This is a genomic window from Haloferula sargassicola (genome assembly GCF_040362925.1).
GTDB classification, from domain to species: Bacteria; Verrucomicrobiota; Verrucomicrobiia; order Verrucomicrobiales; family Akkermansiaceae; genus Haloferula; species Haloferula sargassicola.
Genome location: NZ_BAABRI010000010.1, coordinates 20,277 through 39,943 on the forward strand (window position 1 = coordinate 20,277; position 19,667 = coordinate 39,943).

General features: G+C 66.7%; 15 protein-coding genes. 11 read left to right on the forward strand and 4 right to left on the reverse strand.

Annotated elements, in window-relative coordinates; genetic code table 11:
- Positions 1 to 4: 4 nt before the first annotated feature.
- Both ABXH26_RS09995 and ABXH26_RS10000 read left to right on the forward strand, forming a co-directional pair.
- The gene (locus ABXH26_RS09995) at positions 5 to 622 is read left to right on the forward strand and encodes a signal peptidase II (RefSeq protein WP_353566920.1); all 618 of its coding nucleotides are present in this window, start codon (positions 5 to 7) and stop codon (positions 620 to 622) included.
- Positions 623 to 666: 44 nt separating this feature from the next.
- Complete coding sequence (locus ABXH26_RS10000) at positions 667 to 1,428, forward strand: hypothetical protein (protein WP_353566921.1); 762 nt, start codon at positions 667 to 669, stop codon at positions 1,426 to 1,428.
- On the opposite strand, the gene ABXH26_RS10005 is transcribed toward ABXH26_RS10000, so the two are convergent.
- On the reverse strand, positions 1,391 to 1,966 hold the full coding sequence (locus ABXH26_RS10005) for a DUF2062 domain-containing protein (protein ID WP_353566922.1): 576 nt from the start codon (positions 1,964 to 1,966) through the stop codon (positions 1,391 to 1,393). The genes ABXH26_RS10000 and ABXH26_RS10005 overlap by 38 nt on opposite strands.
- Before the next feature lie 84 nt (positions 1,967 to 2,050).
- On the opposite strand from ABXH26_RS10005, the gene ABXH26_RS10010 reads away from it, so the two are divergent.
- The 5 genes from ABXH26_RS10010 to ABXH26_RS10030 all read left to right on the forward strand — a co-directional run bounded on the left by ABXH26_RS10010 (position 2,051) and on the right by ABXH26_RS10030 (position 5,532).
- Positions 2,051 to 2,938, forward strand: a complete 888-nt coding sequence (locus ABXH26_RS10010) for an undecaprenyl-diphosphate phosphatase (protein WP_353566923.1) — start codon at positions 2,051 to 2,053, stop codon at positions 2,936 to 2,938.
- Between the two features lie 43 nt (positions 2,939 to 2,981).
- On the forward strand, positions 2,982 to 3,644 hold the full coding sequence (locus tag ABXH26_RS10015; protein ID WP_353566924.1) for a murein hydrolase activator EnvC family protein: 663 nt from the start codon (positions 2,982 to 2,984) through the stop codon (positions 3,642 to 3,644).
- A 3-nt stretch (positions 3,645 to 3,647) separates the two neighbouring features.
- On the forward strand, positions 3,648 to 4,322 hold the full coding sequence (locus ABXH26_RS10020) for a hypothetical protein (RefSeq protein WP_353566925.1): 675 nt from the start codon (positions 3,648 to 3,650) through the stop codon (positions 4,320 to 4,322).
- The gene (locus ABXH26_RS10025; protein WP_353566926.1) at positions 4,319 to 5,035 is read left to right on the forward strand and encodes a uracil-DNA glycosylase family protein; all 717 of its coding nucleotides are present in this window, start codon (positions 4,319 to 4,321) and stop codon (positions 5,033 to 5,035) included. Before ABXH26_RS10020 ends, ABXH26_RS10025 begins: the two co-directional genes overlap by 4 nt.
- Positions 5,036 to 5,118: 83 nt before the next feature.
- Complete coding sequence (locus tag ABXH26_RS10030) at positions 5,119 to 5,532, forward strand: DUF4405 domain-containing protein (RefSeq protein ID WP_353566927.1); 414 nt, start codon at positions 5,119 to 5,121, stop codon at positions 5,530 to 5,532.
- Positions 5,533 to 5,551: 19 nt separating this feature from the next.
- Here the strand turns inward: ABXH26_RS10030 and leuA are convergent, their stop codons facing one another.
- The gene (gene leuA / locus ABXH26_RS10035) at positions 5,552 to 7,234 is read right to left on the reverse strand and encodes a 2-isopropylmalate synthase (RefSeq protein WP_353566928.1); all 1,683 of its coding nucleotides are present in this window, start codon (positions 7,232 to 7,234) and stop codon (positions 5,552 to 5,554) included.
- 253 nt (positions 7,235 to 7,487) lie between these two features.
- Between leuA and ABXH26_RS10040 the strand changes: the two genes are divergently transcribed.
- The 4 genes from ABXH26_RS10040 (at position 7,488) to ABXH26_RS10055 (ending at position 11,451) form a co-directional block, all read left to right on the forward strand.
- Complete coding sequence (locus ABXH26_RS10040) at positions 7,488 to 8,012, forward strand: phospholipase D-like domain-containing protein (protein WP_353566929.1); 525 nt, start codon at positions 7,488 to 7,490, stop codon at positions 8,010 to 8,012.
- A 71-nt stretch (positions 8,013 to 8,083) separates the two neighbouring features.
- Positions 8,084 to 8,470: a hypothetical protein gene (locus tag ABXH26_RS10045; protein ID WP_353566930.1), complete on the forward strand. Its 387-nt coding sequence runs from the start codon at positions 8,084 to 8,086 to the stop codon at positions 8,468 to 8,470.
- A 53-nt stretch (positions 8,471 to 8,523) separates the two neighbouring features.
- Positions 8,524 to 9,213 carry a tetratricopeptide repeat protein gene (locus ABXH26_RS10050; protein WP_353566931.1) on the forward strand — a complete coding sequence of 230 codons (690 nt, stop codon included), beginning with the start codon at positions 8,524 to 8,526 and terminating at the stop codon, positions 9,211 to 9,213.
- A 12-nt stretch (positions 9,214 to 9,225) separates the two neighbouring features.
- A complete protein-coding gene (locus tag ABXH26_RS10055) occupies positions 9,226 to 11,451 on the forward strand; it encodes a ComEC/Rec2 family competence protein (RefSeq protein WP_353566932.1) in 2,226 nt (741 codons plus the stop codon).
- Here ABXH26_RS10055 and trmB read toward each other — a convergent pair whose 3' ends face one another.
- Positions 11,452 to 12,024, reverse strand: a complete 573-nt coding sequence (gene trmB / locus ABXH26_RS10060; RefSeq protein ID WP_353566933.1) for a tRNA (guanosine(46)-N7)-methyltransferase TrmB — start codon at positions 12,022 to 12,024, stop codon at positions 11,452 to 11,454.
- Positions 12,025 to 12,513: 489 nt separating this feature from the next.
- The gene (locus ABXH26_RS10065) at positions 12,514 to 19,629 is read right to left on the reverse strand and encodes an immunoglobulin domain-containing protein (RefSeq protein ID WP_353566934.1); all 7,116 of its coding nucleotides are present in this window, start codon (positions 19,627 to 19,629) and stop codon (positions 12,514 to 12,516) included.
- Positions 19,630 to 19,667: the final 38 nt, after the last annotated feature.

Below are 19,667 nucleotides of genomic sequence, written 5' to 3' on the forward strand. Positions count from 1 at the left end.
AGCCATGAGCACCGACAAGGCCGCTGGTCCGGAAACCGGCAATCGGAAGCTGTGGCCGTGGCTGCTCGGCGTGACCTTGCCGCTCTACGTGCTCGACCAGGTCACGAAGTTCTGGGTGGTGGGGCGTTTCCTGCCGCCGTGGCGGGAGGGCGCCAAGGAGGAGCACATGATCGAGGTGATCCCGGGCTATTTCAACCTCGTCCGCGTCCACAACCAGGGTGTGGCCTGGGGCATGGGCAACGGCTCGAACTGGGCGCCACTGGTGTTTCCCTTCGTGTCACTGACGGCCTTCGTGCTGATCGCGGTGGGCCTGAAAAAGAAGTTCTTCGTCGGCAAGACCGGCTTCCTCGCGGTGGCGCTACTGCTCACCGGGATCGTCGGCAACCTGACCGACCGGCTGGTGCAGGGATCGCTGCTCGAGGAAATGCATGGCGCCCCGCTGTGGGAGCGGCTGAAGGCGGGTTATGTGGTCGATTTCCTCGACTTTACCCTGCCGGTCATCGATTACCGCTGGCCGTCCTTCAACGTCGCCGACTCCTGCATCTGCGTGGCGGCGGTGTTGCTCTTCGTTTCCGGAATGATCGCGGAAAAACGGGCCAAGCAGCTGGCGGCGAAGCCGTGAGCGGCGGCTTGCGGCAGCGGTTGGGCTGGGGCAGCATGACGGCGATGAAGCGGTGGTGGTTTTACCTCGGGCTGATCGCAGCCTGGATGCCGGTGATGGCTCAGGGCCCGGCCGCGTTGCCGGTGCCCCCGCGTCCGCCGGGCGGGATTCTTGATGACGCGCGTTTGTTTTCGACCGAGCCGTCGCGGCTCGAGGCGCTCGAGCAGCGGGTCGGCAAGGTCTCGGCCGAGTCCGGCCTGCCGATTTACGTGGTGTTTTACGGCAGTCTGATCGGGCGCACGATGGGCGAGGAGGTGGTGCGCCTGCAGGAGGCCTGGTTGGGCAGCCAGCCCGGTGTGCTGCTGGTGGTGGAGACGGGCAACGGCCAGTTCTGGCTGAATTGGGCGGAGGGGGATTCGATCGAGTCCGACGGCCAGCACCCCATTCCGGTGCTGCGGGGCGGGATGGTTCCGCCGCAGGACCAGTTGATGATCGACCAGCAAATCCAGGATCTCGGCCGGATGCCGACGGGATCGATGGACCACGCGGAAAAGATGATCGGCGTGCTGCTCGACGGGATCGAGGGCTCGGTCCTGCACGACGCCGAGGGCCCCACGGGCCGCTGGAAGGTGGTGGTGCTGGGGTTGGCGATTGCCGGCTTGGCCCTGGGCGGCGGGCTGCTCCTCCTCCGGTGGATGAAGGGGGCGGATGCGCGGGCGGCCGAGCGTTTCGTTTTTCCCGAGCTGAGGATCGAGAAGCGGCTTGGGGCGCCCTTCTGCGGCGGGCGGATCAGGGAGAAGAGTTTTCGCTCTTCCGCTTCCGGATGACCACCGGCCGGATCGGCAGGTGGTGGGGCAGGAGTGCGGAAAACAGGTGCACCACCGGGAAGGCCAGCAGCGCCATCACGATGCCGGTCACCAGGAAGCCGAGGATGAAATCCGAGACATTCAGCTCGACTAACCGGCTCCGGAACTGGAGGTCCACCTCGCCGAGATGGGGCATCGGGATGTGCAGGTTTTCCCGCAACCATCCGCCCACCTTGTACTGCAGCGGGCGGATCAGGGGGGAGGTGAAGGGGTTGGTGAAGAGGGTGGAGCCGACGGCGAACGGAATGTTCGCGCGGTAGCGGGCGGCGATGGTGGCGGCCGCGATCGACTGGCCCGGCATCGGCATCATGGCGAAGAACAGGCCGATGGAGACGCCGTTGGCCACGGTGTCGCGACACGGGTGCCACAAGCGGCGGTCGGTCAGCGAGGCGCGCACCGGTTTCCACCACTCGCGGTGGCGCAGTCGGGGATGGGAAACCAGCCGGTGGACCCGCCGCACGAGGCGTAGATAGCGGATCTTCCACTTGCGGGTTCCCATGGGCCGACCATGGCGCGGCACGGGGCCGAATCAATCGCAAATCCCTTGCCGGATGCGGCGCTTTCTCCATGCTCCGCCGGCGTCATGAACTGGATCCAAGCGCTCATCCTGGGCATCATCGAAGGGCTGACCGAGTATCTGCCGGTCAGCTCCACCGGGCACCTCATCGTGGCCCAGCGGTTCATGTCGATCGGTCTCGAGGGCCGCGACAAGGCGGCGGCCGATTGTTTCGCGATCTGCATCCAGGCCGGGGCGATCCTGGCCGTGCTCGGGCTCTACTGGCCGCGGGTGAGACAGATGATCTTTGGACTTTTCGGAAAAGATCGGGAGGGCCTCAAGCTGCTGATCGCGATCATCGCGGGCTTCATGCCGGCGGCGGTCATCGGGGTGCTGGCCAATGACTGGATCGAGGAGCGGCTTTTCGGCCTCAAGCCGGTCATCGCGGCCTTGTTTGTCGGCGGGGTGGCGATCCTGTTCGTCGATCGCTGGATGAAAAAGGGCGGCGGCACCCGCGGGGTCGAGCTTTCCGAGATCACGATCAAGATGGCCCTCATCATCGGCTTCGCCCAATGCGTGGCCATGTGGCCGGGCACCAGCCGCAGCCTCATGACCATTCTCGGCGGGGTGCTGGTCGGCCTGAGGCTCAGCGCCGCGGTCGAGTTCTCCTTCCTGCTCGGCGTGGTCACGCTCACCGCCGCCACGGCGAAGAAGGCCGTGTGGCCGATCGAGGGCTTCGGCGACCGCTATGACTCGATGGCCGGCGGCGCACTCCTGATGTGGGACGAATACGGGCTCGTCCCGCTGGTCGTCGGCGTGATCGCCGCCACCGTGGCCGCCGCGTTGGCCGTGAAATGGATGGTCGGCTACCTGAACCGGCGTGGCCTCGGCGTCTTCGGCTACTATCGGGTCGCGCTGGCGCTGGTGATGGCGGCGATGGTGGCTGTTGACTTCCACGGCTTTGGCGCGGCTTGATTTCACTTGCTCCGGGCCGGGCCGGGCCCTGAACATCGGCCCCATGTCGAGAGCGACGCCGATGATTTCCAAGCTCCTGACCGTGCTGGTGATGGCCGCGGCCATGATGGGCATGGCTTTCGGTCAGAGGACCGTCCGCGTGCCGATCGCCGACGGCTTCGATTTTCCGGTGGGGAAACCCAACGCCGATGGCTACTACAAGGCCCGCGGCATGCGCCTGAGGCCGCCGGTGCACTTTGGCGAGGACTGGAACGGCCGCGGTGGGGGCGATACCGACCTTGGCGATCCGATCTACGCCACGGCCAACGGCGTGGTGGTCTTCGCCTACGACGTGCACGTCGGCTGGGGCAATGTGGTGATCATCCGCCACGCTTATCGCGACCCTTCCACCGGGCAGGTGAAATACTGCGACTCGCTCTACGGTCACCTGCTCAAGTTCACGGTAAAGGTCGGCGACCAGGTGAAGCGCGGCCAGCAGATCGGTCAGATGGGCTCGAACCGCGGCATGTATCCTGCCCACCTTCACTTCGAGATCCGCCACAATCTGAGTATCGGCATGCAGCGCGAAAGCGTGGGCCGCAACCTCGAAAACTGGGCCGATCCCACCCAGTTCATCAACCGCTACCGCCGGCTCAACAAGGAGTGGGGCAAGCAGGCGGTGCCGATCGGCACCTTCCAGGAATACCGCGGCTTCAAGGGGCTCTGAAGCATGGCCATCCGGGCGAAGACCAACAGCTGGCAGGTCATCCTGCTGCTCGTCCTGGCCGTGGGGCTGTGGGGCGTGGAGAAATGGAGGCCCGGCCTGCTGCGCGGCTGGCGCGACCATCCCGCGGTCCCTCCGGTGGCCGCGGACGGGAAAACCCAGGCGTCCGCCGGCAAACCCGCGGTGGTCAATGGCTATGAGCGCTTCGATGGCTGCCAGTGGGTCGATCACCGCCAGAATGATGGCGACAGCTTCCGGCTCCGGCTCCCCGACGGCCGCGTCGAGCAGTTCCGGCTGTATTTCGTCGATACCCCGGAAAGCGCCTTCCGCCAGTACGGCGGCGGCCGCAACAACCACCAGCGGATCCACGAGCAAGCCCTCGAGATGCGCGTTTCCGACAAGGAGGTGGTGGAGATCGGCCAGGACGCGAAGCACCGCGTCGAGGCCATGCTGAAGGGCAAGCCGCTCACGATTTATACCGAGTGGGACGATCCCTTCGGCGACCGTCGTTTCCACGCCTTCGTCGAAATGCCGGGCGGCGGCTGGCTGCATGAATGGCTGGCCCGCGAAGGGCTGGTCCGGGTCCACACCAAGGGCGCGCCGCTACCCGACGGCACTCCGGAGTCCGCGCATCGCCGCGAGCTGCAACGCCTCGCCCGCAAGGCACTGGAATCGAAATGAGCAAGGCCCTGATCGAAGCTTCCCGGCCGCTGACCGCCGCGCTGAAGCCGCTGGCGTTTTCCAAAGCGTCCCACGTTTATCTGCCCACCGACTACGCCCGCAAGCCGCACGAGATCTACCTGCAGCGCTTCGGCGGGGGAAAGAAGCGGGTGCTGTTTCTCGGCATGAATCCCGGCCCGTGGGGCATGGCCCAGACCGGCGTGCCCTTCGGGGAAATCCCGGCGGTGCGCGATTGGATGGGCATCGAGGAAAAGGTCGGCAAGCCCGAGCCGGAGCATCCGAAGCGGCCGATCGAGGGCTTCGCCTGCGCGCGATCGGAGGTGAGCGGGCGTCGGCTGTGGGGTTATTTCGCGGAGCGCTTTCCCCGGGCCGAGGACTTCTTCGCCGACCACTTCGTGGCCAACTACTGCCCGCTGGTCTGGATGAGCGAAACGGGGGCGAACCTCACGCCCGACAAGCTGCCCGCCGCGGAGATGGAGCCGGTCGAGGAGGCGTGCATGGAGCACCTCGCGAAGGTGGTCGAATTACTGGAACCGCAGTATTTGATCGGAGTCGGGGCCTATGCGGAAACCAAGCTTCGGAGCGCCGCGGAGCGGATCGGCTGGCAGGGCGTGGTGGGCAAGGTGCTGCACCCCTCGCCGGCATCCCCCGCCGCCAACCGCGGCTGGGCCGAGGCGGCGGAAAAGCAGCTCTTGGCGATGGGGGTCATGTGAGGCGGCATCCAGCAAGTGAAGGCAGGTTTTTCGAGGGATGCGCGGAGACGGCTGTCGGCGTTTCGGTCCACCGTGAGCGGGTCATGGCAGGAGTAGCGACGCGCCGTCCGTCGGCCCGAACGCTGGTTCCCCGGATCTGCAACGGGCTGATCTGGCTGGTGTTTTGTGCGCTGGCGGGGACCGGATTGTTGATTTCCTTCCGGCTTCCTCCCGGTTCGCGCGGCGGACGCGGACTCTCGGCCCTCGGCTGGGGAAGGCACGATTGGGGCGACCTCCATGCGTGGCTTTCCTACGGCTTCCTGGTGCTGGTGGTGGCCCACCTGGCGCTCCACTGGCGATGGTTTTGGCAGATCGCCGCCCGCAAGCGCCTGTGGCCGATCCTTCTGGGGATCGGAGCAGGCATCGCGCTGATCCTCGCCACCGTGATGCTGCCGGTGGAAAAGGACGGGCGGGGGGAAGGCCCCGGGCGGCCGGGAAACCACCAGCGGGGCCGTTGAGGAGACACGCCGACGGGCGCTAGCGGAGCAGGTTCCACGCGGTGACCAGCGCCTTGAGGCCGGCCATTTCGATGCTGGGGTCGATGCCGCAGCCCCACAGGATGCGGCCGTCGTCGTGTTGGACCTGAACGTACGCCGCCGCGTCGGAGCCGGAGCCGCCGCGCAGCGCGTGGGAACGGTAGTCGGTGACCTTCACATCCTTCAGGCCGGCGTTTTCCAAGGCGTGGACGAAGGCATTGATCGGGCCGTTGCCTTGACCGGAGACCTGCTTTTCCTCGCCGGCCATCAGGATGGTGGCGTGGCAATCGACACGCCCTTTCTGGGTGGTCGAGTGGACCAGCTCGTAATCCTGCACGGCGAGCGGTTCCTCGACGTTGGCGAACAGCTCGAAGAACGCGTCGCGGATCTCGTCCGGCGTCAGCTCGCGGCCGCGCTGGTCGGCGAGGTCATAGATCGTCTTGCCGACCTGCGGGTGCATGGTTTTCGGCAGATCGAGGCCGTGTTCGCGGTCCAGAACATAGGCGACGCCGCCCTTTCCGGACTGCGAGTTGATGCGGATGATCGCCTCGTAGGAGCGACCGATGTCCTGCGGGTCGATGGTCAGGTAGGGCACGCCCCACGGGACCGACGGATCCTCCTTCGTCTCGCGCTCGCGGCGGTCGAGGCCCTTTTTAATGGCATCCTGGTGGGATCCGGAGAAGGCGGTGAAGACCAGCTCGCCGGCATAGGGCTGGCGATCCTGGACCGACATGCGGGTCACCCGCTCGTACACGGCACGGATCGACGGCAGGTCGGAGAAATCCAGGCCCGTTTCAATGCCGTGGCTGTTCATGTTCAGCGCGATGTTGACAATGTCCAGGTTGCCGGTGCGCTCGCCGTTGCCGAAGAGCGTGCCCTCGACGCGTTCGGCACCGGCCATGAGGCCCAGCTCGGTGGCGGCGGTGCCGGTGCCACGGTCGTTGTGGGTGTGCAGCGAGATCCACAACGAGTCGCGGTGGTTCAAATGACGGCCCATCCATTCGATCATGTCGGCGTGGATGTTCGGCGTGGCCCACTGGACGGTGTCCGGCAGGTTGATGATCATCTTTTTGTCCGGAGTCGGCTGCCAGACGTCGATGACCGCATTGCAGCACTCCGCGGAGAAATCGAGCTCGGTGTCGGAGAACGATTCCGGCGAATACTGCAGCACCACCTCGGTCTGCGGAATGGTCGGCACCAGTTCTTTGACCAGCTTGGCACCGGCCACGGCGATGTCGCGGATCTGCTCGCGGGAGGCATTGCCGAAAGTGACGCGGCGCTGCAGCGGCGAGGTGGAGTTGTAGATGTGAACGATCGCCCGTTTCGCCCCGGCGATGGCCTCGAAGGACCGGCGGATCAGGTGCTCGCGGGTCTGGACGAGGATCTGGATGGTGACGTCCTCGGGGATCCGGCCCTCCTCGATCAGGCGACGGCAGAAGTTGAACTCGGTATCCGCGGCGGAGGGGAAACCGATCTCGATCTGCTTGAAGCCGACCCGGCACAACAGGTCGAAGAACTCGAGTTTTTCCTCGATCGACATCGGCTGGGGGAGCGCCTGGTTGCCGTCGCGGAGGTCGACGGAGCACCAGATCGGGGCGTGGTCGATGACCTGGTCGGGCCAGGTTCGGTCGGGCAATTGGACCGGCGGAAACGGCCGGTATTTGGCGATGGCGGATGGGTTCATCTTGAAAAAAGCAGAATGGAAAAAATGAAAAAAGACGGAGGTGCCGCGGGTGATGCGGCGGCCGGGAAGACGGCGGGTAGGAAAAAGGAATACTCAGCGGGTGGCCAGCCCTAGCAGGAGGGCGGTCAGTTCAAGTCGTCCGCGGAGGAGGAAAGTCATCTCGACGGAGGAATGGACGGGGAATCGGACTTTGTCGAGGGGGAAAGTCGGCCGCGGCTGGAGCCACGCAGTCCGGTCGTGGTAGGAACCTGCCGTGCGCGAGCTGCTGCTGAACGAGGAGATCTACAGGCGGGTGATCGAGGGGATGATCCCGGAGGCGCGCAAGTTCGTGTGGATCATCACGGCGGACGTGAAGGACCTGCATGTGGTGCGCGGGAAGCGCTCGCTGCCGTTGCTTTCCGTGCTGGCCGACCTGGTGGAAAACGGGGTGGCAGTGCGCTTGATCCACGCCAAGGAACCGGGCCCGCGCTTCCGGGAAGACTTCGATCGCCATCCGGTGCTGGTCGAGAGCGACCTGTTCGAACGGGCCCTGTGCCCGCGGGTGCACACCAAGGCCGTGGTGGTGGATGGCAAGCAGGTCTTCATCGGCTCGCCGAACCTGACCGGGGCCGGGATGGGCGCGAAACACCCGGATCGCCGGAATTTCGAGGCCGGCTTTCTCAGCGACGAGCGCGAGGATCTCGTCCGCATCATGAACTGGGCCGATGAGCTGTTCCTCGGCGAGTTCTGCGGCCGGTGCCGGCTGCGCGACCGCTGCCCGGATCCTCTGGATGGCTGAAGCGGCAACCGGTCCGGCGAAGGCAGACCTTGGAGCTGCCGATCGGGAACTTGGAACTTGGAACTTGGAACTTGGAACTTAGCTTCCACAGCGTGTTCCAGATCGTCTTCAACGAAATCAGCGCGGCGGAAATCTCGCAGCTCGACACGCTCGAGCAGCTGGAGTTGCTCGATGAGTTCAAGGTTTCCGAGGACGATCTCGAGAACATGGACGGCGAGCGGTTCGGCAAGATCGAGCGCGATGGCAAGGTGCTCTACCGCTTCCGGACCAAGGACTGGCGGCTTTATTTCGAGGTGAAGGACGGGTCGGTCGTGGTCCACCGGGTGCTGCATCGCGGGACCTTTTCGGACTTTGTTTTCCGCTCGAAAATCCCGCTGGCCGAGGACGAGGAGCTGGCGAAATCCAAGCACTTCTGGAAGCTCATCGATGAGGGCCGGGCGGCACGCCGGGTGGGATGAGTCATGATTTTCCTTTCCGGGGGGTCAGGAGAGCTTGCTAGAGTGACCGCGCAATGAAGCTCGGTATCTATATTGTTCTCGGACTGGCGATCATCTTCGGATGGATCCGCTTCATGACCAGCGGCAACGACGAGATCAAGGAGATCGAGGCGACCATCCAGCGTTACTACGATGGCTCGCAGGAGGAGCTGGAAGAAATCCCGACGCTCAAGGACAAGATCGAGAACATCAAGGGCAGCAAGACGCTGACCGGCATCATGCTGGCCTTTCTGACCGCCGGTCTGGTCGGCGTGGTGGCGGTGATCGACGTGCTGCCGATGGTGGCCCACAAGTTCACCCATGCCGTCTATGACAGCGGTGAGGAGGTCGAGGCGGATCCGATGCACGACGCCCATGCGAAGCTGGCCCAAGGCGACTTCGACGGTGCCATCGCTGCCTTCCGCGACGCGGCGGCGGGCGACCCGATGAACCGGCTGCCGTATGTTGAAATCGCCAAGCTGCAGCGGGAGCAGCTGAACAATCCGCAGGCCGCCGTGACGACACTCCGTGAGGCGATCGAGGGGCAGGAATGGCAGGAGAACGACGCCGCCTTCCTGATGTTCCGGCTGGCGGAAATCTACGACGAGGACCTGGCCGATCGCCCTTCGGCGGTGACCATCATGCAGCAGGTGATGGAGCAGTTCCCGGAAACCCGCCATTCGGCCAACGCCCGCCACAAGCTTCACGAGTGGGGCGTGGCTTGATCCCCAGGTCTCATGAAACGCCGGCTCCGCCAACAGGTGGAGCGCCGCCCGCTCCTCTGGCTTGCCGGCATCGCGCTCGCCGCGGTGCTGGGGGTGGATGGCAAGGTCTGGACCGGCTTGCTGGTGGGCTTGCCCCTCGTAGCGGCGGCGGTGGCCTCCGGGATCCGGCGCGTGTGGGTGGCCGGTCTGCTGTTGGCAACGGTGGCCGGGTGGTTGCACGCGCAATCACTTGCCGCCCGCGGCGAGGCGGAGACTTGGGCCGGATGGACGGGCGTGGGGCGGTTCGAGGTGCTGGAATCGCCGCGGCGGCGGGGGGCGGAGGGCTGGTCGGCGCTGGGCCGCTTCGCGGAAACAGGGTGGAGGGTGTGGCTGGAGGGTTCGGGGCCGGTGCCGGGCAAGCGGGCCGTGGTGGAAGGTGCGGGAAGGTTCGAGCGGCCGGAGGGGCCGCGGAATCCGGGCGGATTCGACCGCCGACCGTGGCTGGCCCGGCAGGACGTCGCGGTGGTGTTCCGCTTTTCGGGGCCGCCGTCGCGGCTGCGGCCGCCCCCGGCGTGGTCGGGCTGGGGGATCCGGGTGAAAAAGGGTTTCCGCGAAGCGGTGACGCGGGGCCTGGCGCCGGACTCGGAGGAGGCGATGGTGATCCGGGCGGTGGTGCTGGGCGAGCACCCGGAAAACGACCTCTTGATCCAGCCGTTCCGCAACACGGGCACGCTCCATGTTTTCGCGGTCAGCGGCCTGCATGTCGGGATGGTGGGATTGATCGGCTGGGCGGTGCTGAGGCTGCTGGGGGTGCCGCACCGGAAGGCGCTGGTGCCGCTGCTGGTGCTGATCTTCGGGTATGCGTGGCTGACCGGGCTGAAGCCGCCGGCGGTGCGGGCGGCATGGATGGCGGCGCTGGTGCTGGGGGCCTTCGCGCTGAGGCGGCGGCCGGATGCGGGCAATGCGCTGGGGTTCGCGGCCGTGCTGGTGCTGGTGGTGAATGCCGATCTGGTGTTCACGGCGGGGGTGCAGCTGTCGTTCGGCGTGGTGCTGGCGATCCTCCTCCTGCATCAGCGCGTGGCGGAGCGGCTGGCCTGGATGACCCGCGAGGAGCCGTATCTTCCACGGGTCCTGTACGGGCCGCTGCGTGAGAGCTGGCTGCGGACGCGCCGCGTTCTGGCGGACGGGCTCGGGGTTTCGAGCGCCGCGTGGTTGGGCTCGGCGCCGCTGACCGCGGTGCATTTCGGGATCCTCACGCCGATTTCGGTGGTGGCGAGCTTGTGGCTGACGGGGGTGGTTTTCCCCCTGCTCGGGCTGGCCCTTTTTTCCGCGGCAGGGTGGTGGATTCCGGGCTGGAGCGCGACGATCAATCACCTCAACGGCCGGCTGGCGGACGTGGCCTTGGGCTCGGCGCGGGCCGGGGCGCGGGTGCCGGGCGGGCATTTCCCCGTGGCACGCGGCCGGCCGGCACCGGAGTTTTTGTGGGTGTTCGATGTGGGCGGCGACGGCGCTGCCTGCTGGTCGGGAAAAGACGGTGCGGTGCTGATCGACGGAGCGTCCCGCTACCGCTTCGAGGATCAGGTGCTGCCGGCGCTGCGGCAGATGGCGGTGCGGCCGGAGTCGATCGTGGCCACCCATCCGGACGGGCGGCACATCGGCGGTCTGATCGATGCCGTCGATGCCTTCGAGGTGCGGCAGGCGATGGTGCCGGTGGAGCGGGCGCTGGGCTCGACCTATCGCGACTGGCTGGCGGTCTGTGCGGACCGTGGGGTGCGAATGGTGGCGGGCCGGACCGGGGAGCGGTATCCGCTGGGCGACGAAACCTGGCTGGAGGTGGTGGGTGAGCCGGATTGGCGCGACTGGCACCGGGTGGCGGACGATCGCGTGATGCCGGTGAAGCTCCACTGGCGGGGCTGGCGGATCTTGTTCGTGGCCGACCAGGGCTGGGGCGGCGAGCACGCGCTGATGGCGGGCGGAAGCGACCTGTCGGCGGACCTGATCGTGGCCGGCCGTCACAGCTACGACAACTCGCTGGGCGATGATTTCCTGAATGCCACCGGGGCGAGGGTCGTGATCGCGAGTCACGAGGGATTCCCGGCGAGCGAACGCATTCCGGAAGGCTGGCGGAAGGCCTGCGAGGCGCGGGGCATCGCGGTCTTCCACCAGGGGGAAACGGGGGCCGTGTCGGTGGTGGCGGACGATCACCGCCTGGTGGTGCGGGCCTTTCTCGGAGGCCGCGAGATCAGTCTGCAGCGCTGATCAGCCGGGCCGCCGCAGGCGCAGGCGGTGCATCGACTTGCCCTCGGCCTCCCACTGCCGCTGGAAGTCGGTCTTGGGGTAGAAAAATGCGCCCTCCTGCCACGGCAGCCGCTCGAGGCCCGGGTAGCTGCCGGCGATTTCATCCGACCACTCGAAATACTCCGGATGGTCGGTCATGAAGAGGAACTCACCACCGGGCTCGAGGACCTGGACGACGGCATCGAGAAACTCCGGCTGGAACAAGCGCCGGCGGTGATGCCGGGCCTTGGGCCACGGATCGGGGCAGAGCAGGTGAAGCCGCGATACCGAGGCTTCCGGCAGCAGCCACTCGACGGTGTAGCGGCTTTCGAGGCGCAGCAGGCGGACGTTTTCCAGCCCCAGACGGGTGGCGCGCTTGCAGACCTTGCGAACCCGGCCGAGCAGCCGCTCGACGCCGAGGAAGTTCCGCTCCGGGAAATGCTCCGCCATCGCCAGCAGGAAGGACCCGTCGCCGCAGCCGAGATCGACCTCAAGGGGGGCACCGCGGTCGAAGATTTCGCCGCGCCCGGCGCGGCGGAAATAGTCTGCCGGCATGAATTCGGCCGGCTCGGGCGATCGCATCTCGCTATCCATGAGGCGCCTAGCCAGCGTGGAAACGAGGGGGTGACAAGCCCAAAACCCGTGGTATCGGTAACCGTCGAACCTACGCCATCGCGTAGGGGACGCGATCACGTAAGGCCGCTACTCTTCCCATGGATTCCCGATCCACTCCCCCCACCCCCCGTCCCCCCATGAATTCCTGCTTTTCGGCCACGGATTCGCCGTGGTGCCGGCTCAGCCGGTCGGTCCCCGGTGCCCTGGCGCTGGCGACGGTAGCCGCATTTTCAAGCTCTTGTGCCACCGCTCCTCCGGCGGGAGGCATCACGGTTAGCTCCACCCGCAGCATCCGGTCTGCGGATGGAGTCCCTGAAACGAGCGACTCGATGCCCTTCATCGGAACCCACGCCGATCCATTTCGCCATCAGGGACCGAACGACTTCGTCAGGCTCCTGCGAAGCGTGCCGACGGCAGGGGAGATGCTCGTCATCGAGTCGCGGACAACCGCCAAAACAGGGTGGAAGCGTCCTCAAGGGCGGGAGTGAGATAATAGCGCCGGGTCTCGGAATGGCCGTGATCCGTGCGGGGCAGGATTTCGGTGGCCGTAGCGTCATCACTGAAGCTGAGATCTCGCGACGCTTCGAATTCCAGATGGGTTCCATGCAGATCTTTCGGGGTTTCGATTTCCAAAACCATGTAGGTCTTGAGGTCATAGAGTCCGCCAAAGATCTCCGGGCCCGTCCGGAATGCACTGGTCAGTAAAGGGGATGAGGGCACGGCGGGATCAAGATCCAGCGCGAACTCGACGAGGTTCGGGAAGCCGTCGCCGTCCGGGTCGGCGTTTTCTCCCTGCTCGCTGGCCGGTAGGGCGGAGACGAAGTCCTCGAAGGGGGTTCCGCTGCCGGCGTTTCCGAAGCCGTTGAGCACGACCAGCCGCGGGACGGCCTCGCCTTGGTAGCTGGTGAAATTTCCGACGACCCACAGGCGGCCGGCCGCGTCGGTGCGGATCGCTTCCGCGCCCGAAGGGAGGCCGCTTCTGGAATCGAAGCCGGACACCAGCGAACCGTCGTCTTCCAGCGCGGCGAGGCCGGAGGCCGTGGCCCCGCCAAAGCTGCTGAAGTTGCCGCTGATGATGAGCCGCCCGCCAGCGGTGCGGATGCCGGCGGTCACGGCCCCCGCGGGGCCGCTTGGAGCATTCGGCCAGCCGGCGGCGAGGCTGCCATCCGCCTCCAGCCGCTGAAGGTACGGATAGCTGGTGCTCAGCGAACAGGCGGAGCCGTCCGGGTTGGCGATCAGGCCATAGGAGGTCATGGAGCCGGAGTAGCTGAAGCCCGCGGCCTTGGCACCGGTGGCGGTGACGCGGACGAGGCGCGATTGCCCGTCGTAGCTGTTCGGGTGGCTCAGCCAGTAACCGCCGCCGCCGTCCTCCGCGACGTCCTTGATGGTGAAGACCGCTTGCGAGACGAAGGTTTCGTCGACCGAGCCATCGCCATTCAGGCGGGCCACGTAGGCGGTATTGGCCCGGCCGTCGATCGAGGTGAACGCACCGGCGACGAGCACTTTCCCTCCGGCCAGCGGCAGGATCGCCTCCACCGTGCCGTTCGGGCCGCTGCCAGGATCGAAATCGCCATCGATCGAGCCGTCCGCATGCAGCCGCACCAGACGCGAGGCCGGCACGGTGCCACCGGCAGTGCTCAGCGAGGTGAAGGCACCGCCCACGTAAATCCTTCCGCCGGCATCGGCCGCCAGCACGTTGACCTGACCGCTGCCGTCGACCTGCGGGAAGCTCAGGTCGGGCGATCCATCGGCGTGGAACCTGGCGAGGTAGCGACGTGAGGCACTGCCACCAGGGTAGCTGATGGTGCCGAAAAATCCGCCGATCACGTAGCCGCCGTCATCGAGCGGCAACACGTCGTAAATGGTGCTGTTGACCGACAGCGGGAGATGGATCGAGCGGTCGATCGAGGCCGGAAGCTTCTCGACCAGCAGGGCGACCGGATCGGAATCGATCGTTCCCAGCGGGTTGGTCAGGCGCACAAAGACCGGGCCGGAGTCGGCGATCTCCAGGTCGGAAAGCTCCAGCGTGTCGGTCGTCGCTCCGGAGACCCCGGGTCCGTCGGAAAGAGGCGCGCCGCCGAGAAACCACTGATAGCCCAGCGGAGACACGCCGCGTCCGTGCACGCGGAAGGTTGCTCCGAGGCCGACCTCGGTGGCGGCCTCCACGGGCGGGTCGAGGATTTCCGGGGCGGCCAGCAGGTAGAGTTCGGCCGCGGCCGAAACACGGACGCCGGCCTCATTTCGGACTTCCACCGAGTAGAAGCCGCCATCGTTCGGGGCGGTGAATGCGAAGTCGAGCGTGGCCGTGCTCGACCCGCTGATGCGGCCGCTGTCCGCCAGCGGCGTTCCATTTTTCAACCACTGGTAATGGAGCTGGCTGGTGCCGGTGGCGGAAACCGTGAAGCGGGCGGGTTGGCCCGGCTCCACCGCCAGGTCGGAGGGGTCGGCCAAGATGTCGAGCGGCACCTCGTCGCCATTCAGCACGACGAGGCGGCCGGGGAGCGTCGCGCCGTCCAGCGCGGTGGCGGCCGTGCTGAGCCAGATCCGGCCCTGGCCATCGAGGGCGGCGGTGGAAACGGAGTTGTTGAGCCCGCTGCCGAGATCGAAGGTCGGGTCGAGCAGGCCGTTCGGCAGGTAGCGCAGCAGGTAGGGCTTCACCGCGCCGTTCGAAGCGCTGAAGGAGCCGGCGGCCAACAGCTTGCCATTGGTTTGCAGGAGGAGGTCGGTGAAGCTGCCGGAGGTCGGCGACTGCAGCGGCGAAAAGCTTTGATCCCATGAGCCATCCGTCAGCGAAAAGCGGCGGATGCCGGTTTGATAGCCGACATAGACGTGGTCCTCGTCCACCGCGAAAGCCCCGAAGTTGCCGGGCAGATTGATCGATACCGCGATGTCCTTGCTGCCGTCGGGAAACAGCGCGCCGATGCGATAGATCGGGCTGGTCATGGTCCCGCCGACCAGCAGCCGGCCATCGGCCAGCAGTTCGATCTGCCGCGGGTAGTAGCCCATGCCGGGTTGATAGCCGCGGTCCAGCGAACCATCCTCCAGCAGGCGCACCAGGTAGGAATACTGCGTTTCACCGCCCCATGCGGAAAAGCTGCCCGCGGCGTAGATTCGGCCCCCGCCATCGACGGCGAAGCTCTGCACGGACTGGCCGGAGCCCGGTCCGCCGGCTTGGAATCCCGGGTCGAGCGTAAGGTCGGCGTTGAGCCGGGCGATCCGGTTGTAGGGCTGGCCGTTGATGGTGGCGAACGAGCCGGCGATCAGGATCTTGCCGTCCGGCTGGCGGTGGAGGAGATCGATGTTGCCGCCGATGAAGGAAAAGTTGAAGGCGTCATCGACGTGGCCGTCGGGCTTGATGACGAACAGCCGGAGGCCGGTGTTCGAGCCCGCGGCATCGTTGGGCGCGTTCTGGACGGCGATCAGGGTGCGACCGTCGGGCAGCGGCAGGATATCGCTTGGCGCCGAGGCGGAAACGAGGCTGGCGTACGGCGGCGCGAGACCGCCGGGGGCGGGGATCACCTCGATGAACACCGGCGTGGTGTGGGCGCTGCCGAGGTCGTTGGTGACGGTGAGTTGATAGGTGCCCTCGTCGGCAAGCTGGACGGGATCGAGCACCAACGAAGGTCCGGTGCCGACTTCGGTGCCGTCTTTCGTCCACACGTAGGTCGCGGGTTCCAAGGCGATCACCTCGGCCTCGAGCGTGAGCGAGTTTCCCGCGCTGACGGTGCTGGCCCCGGGCTCGGCGAGGATTCGCGGGGCGTCGTTGACGAGCAGGGCGGCGGGCTCGCTTTCCACGGAAAAGAAGGCCGTGGAGACCACCACCGAGTAGTCGCCCTCTTCGGCCAGCGCGGCGGGGTGGAGGGTCAGGTGGGCGGTCGTGACGCCCGAAAAGCCGCTGCCGTTCGAGAGCGGCAAGCCGTCCTTGAGCCACTGGTAGGTCACCGGGCGGGCGCTGAAAACGCCGACCTGGAAGTCCACGGTGCTGCCCGGATCGACGATCTGCGCTTGAGGCTGGGCGGAAATCGCGGGCTCGATCAGGTCGCCGTTCAGAACCACCAGCCGGCTGCGGGCCGAGCCGTTGAAATCACTGAAATTGCCGCCGATCCACAGCCGGCCGGCGGGATCGATGGCGATCGCATAGGCAGGGCCGTTCAAGCGGCTGCCCGCCGCGCTGCGGAAGCTGTTGTCGAGGTCTCCGGAACCGGTCCAGCGATCGATGCCGCCGGTGAAGTCGCCGACCGAGATCAGCTTGCCATCCGCCGCTTCGGCGATGGCGAGCGTGTTCGCCGCCGAGGTCACGTTGCGGAGGGTCGTGCCGTCCTCGGCGAGGAGGTAGAAGCCGCCGCTGCTTGGCGTTCGCAAGGCCAGGGCGACGCGGCCGTCCGCCAGCGCGGTGGCATCGTAGCCATAGCCATTGAAGGGAACGACGGCGGAGGAAAAGCCAGCGTCGCGGCTTCCGTCGGCATTCAGCCTCACGATGCTGGTCGCACCCTGCGTGGCGAAGGCACCGGTCGCGAGGATCTTGCCGTCCGCGGTCACATCGACGCCGTTGACGTAGGGGTTGCCGAGCCAGGCGGTGGTGAGCGTCGGGCTGAACGAGGTATCGAGGGAACCATCGGGATTCAGCACCACGAGGTAGCCGGAGCCGGGTGAGCTGAAGGTGCCGCCGACCACGATGCGGTCATCCGGCAGCACGGCGATGTCATTGGCGGTGTTGTTGAAGGTGGCTCCGACGTTGGCGGCGAAAGTGGCGTCCAGCTCGCCGGTGGCACCATCGAGCAAGGCCACCGAGCGGCACGAGGTTCCACCGACGGTGGTGAAGCTGCCGGCGATGACGATCGAGCCGTCTGACAGGTGGTCGATGGCTTTCACGGGCCCGTCCGGATCGGCGTAAAGGATCGATGTGGCCGCGCCGCTGGCGTCGAAACCCTGGAGATACTGGCCGGGGATGACAAAATCGCCGGCCACGACGGCCGAGCCGTCGGGCAGCACGTCGATATCGCGGACCGTGTCGGAGAAGGAGGCCGTGGAAGAGAATCCCGGCGCGACCAGCGCAGCCCCCGGTGCCACGTAGAGGATGGCGGTGGTGGAGGTGACGGTGCCGGCGGAGTTGGTGATTTCCACCGTGTAACTGCCCGAGTGGGACGGCGCGGCCGCGGCGATTGAATAGGTGGATCCGGTGGCACCGAGCGGGCCGCCATTGAAGAACCAGGCGTAGCTCAGCGGCGATTGGGATTCGGCCACCACCGTGAAAGCCACGGCCGCTCCCTCGGTGGCGGTGACGGATTGCGGCTGCTGGGTGATGACGAGCGGAGCGTCGTCATCGAGGATGGTTGCCGTGGCGGAGACGATTGCGCCGGGGGTGGCATCCGCGGAAAAGTTCGCCAGCGTGGCGGTGAAGGTTTCCGGCGCCTCGACGAGCACGTCGTTGGCCAGCGGGACCACCACCGTCTTGTTCGAGCTGTCGCCATTTCCCCAGGAAACGGTGGTGGTGGCCGGGGTGAAGTCCGCCCCGCCGGCGCTGCCGGAGGTCGTGATCACATCGACGGAAACCGCACCGACCGTCGATCCCGTGCGGGTGAGCGTGAGGCTGAGCGAGCCGGCGTCCTCCAAGGCCGAATAGGTGGCCGAGCCGAAGCTGAGGATGGCGGGGTCCTTCACCGTCACCATGGCCGCGGCGGAGTTCGTGGTGCCCCTGGGATTGGTCACCGCGACCGTGTAGCTGCCGTCGTGCAAGCCGGCCTCGGCATGGGCCACGAAGTAGAGCGGCGAGGTCGCGCCGGGGATCAGCGCACCGTTTTTGAACCACTGGTAGGTGGTGGGCTCGGCACCGGAAAGGACGCCGACGGTGAGCATGAAGCCACCGGAGGGCGGGACGTAGAGCGTCTGCGGCTGGAGGATGATCTGCGGCGCCGAGTTGGAGTCGAGGATCGACAGCTCGGCCGCGGTGATCGCACCGGCGGCGGCTCCGGAGAAACCGGACAAGGTGAGGTGGGCGATCTCCGTCGGTTCCACCAGCGCGTCCGCGGCGATCGCGATCTCGACGTATTGGGTGCCGCCGACGCCGTCGGGAAAGGTGACCGTCACTGGGGTGGACGTGAAGTCGGCGGCGGAAGCCGTGAAAGGGTTGGCGGAAAAGGTGGCGGAAGCGACGCCGGCAGTGCCGCCGGAGCGGGCGATCGCGATGCGGACGGTGCCGGCCTCCTCGGTGGCCGAAAAGGCGTGCCCGGCGAACTGGATGGTGCCCGGCGAGCCAGTCACGGCATCCCCTTCGAAGGCCGCCACCTTGTGCGTGTTGACGCCGTTGACGGTGTCGAAGAACGAGCCCGTGTAGATTTTCCCCGAGGGCGCGGTGGTGAACGTGCCGATGTAGCCGGTGCCCGCGAAGCCGCCGGTGAAGGTGGCTTCGGCGCTGAAGCTGAGATCGAGCGAGCCGTCGCCGTGAATGCGGATCAGGCGGTTCTGGGCGGCGCTGCCGGCGGTGGCGAGGAGGTAATTGCCATTCGGATCCACCTGCAGCGGCCGGGCGGTCACGCGGCCGAGGGAAGCATCGAGCACGAACGAGGGGTCGGGCGTGCCGTCCGCCTCGAATCGGGCCATCCAGCTGCCTCCGGAATCGGTATCACCGAGCAGGACGACTTTTCCGGAGGGCTCGACGACGCAGCCCACCAGCTGGGTCACGCCGGGCGGGACGACCGGCGAGAACGAAAAATCGCGTCTGCCGTTCGGATAGAGCCGCGCGAGCACCGGCAGCGTTTCGCGGGGGTAGCTGTTGCCCCACGAGAACTCGCCGATCACGTAGATCTTGCCGGTGGCGCCGAGAGCCGCCTGGCGGAAAAAACCCGCCAGCTTGGGGACACCGCCGGGGATGGGGAACTGCGCGGGGTCGATGGTGAAGCCCGTATCGACCGACCCGTCCGTATTGAAGCGGGCGATGCCGTAGCGCGGGGCGATGACCGAGGTCGGGCTGTCCTTGATGCCGCCGAAGCCGCCGACAGCGATCACCTTGTCGTCGGGCTGCACGGTGACATCCTCGATGAAATTGTAGCTGCCGGTCGGCCACGGCGTGGTGCCGGCGGTCTGGAAGCTGGCGTCGAGCGTGCCGTCCGGATGGATGCGGACGATCGAGTTCGAGGCGAGCGAGTGGGTCCCGTCCCGCATCCCCTGCATCGCCCCCGCGGCAATGATTTTCCCGGCCGAATCGAGGCCCAGCGCGTGGACCTCCGGCCAGCCGGCGAGGTCATAGTAAATGCCGGCGCCGGAACCGTTCGGGTCATTGTCGGCGAAAAAAGTGTTGTCGACCGTGCCGTCGGGATTGAAGCGGATGAGCGGCAGCTGGAGCGGTGAACCGCCGACGGTGCCGGGCATCTCGTTCGAGCCGAAGAGGATCTTGCCATCGGGCTGGACGAGAACGGAGGCGACGCCGCCATAGGAGCCCGCGTCGAATACCTGGCCAGCGGAGGCGGCGAAGGTGGGATCGACGGTGTCCGGCGCGGCGGACAGGGGGAGGGCGGCGAGGACAAAGGCGGAGAGGAGGGGGCGCATGAGGGTTCGGGGTTTGAGGGAAGGGGATTTTGGGGCGC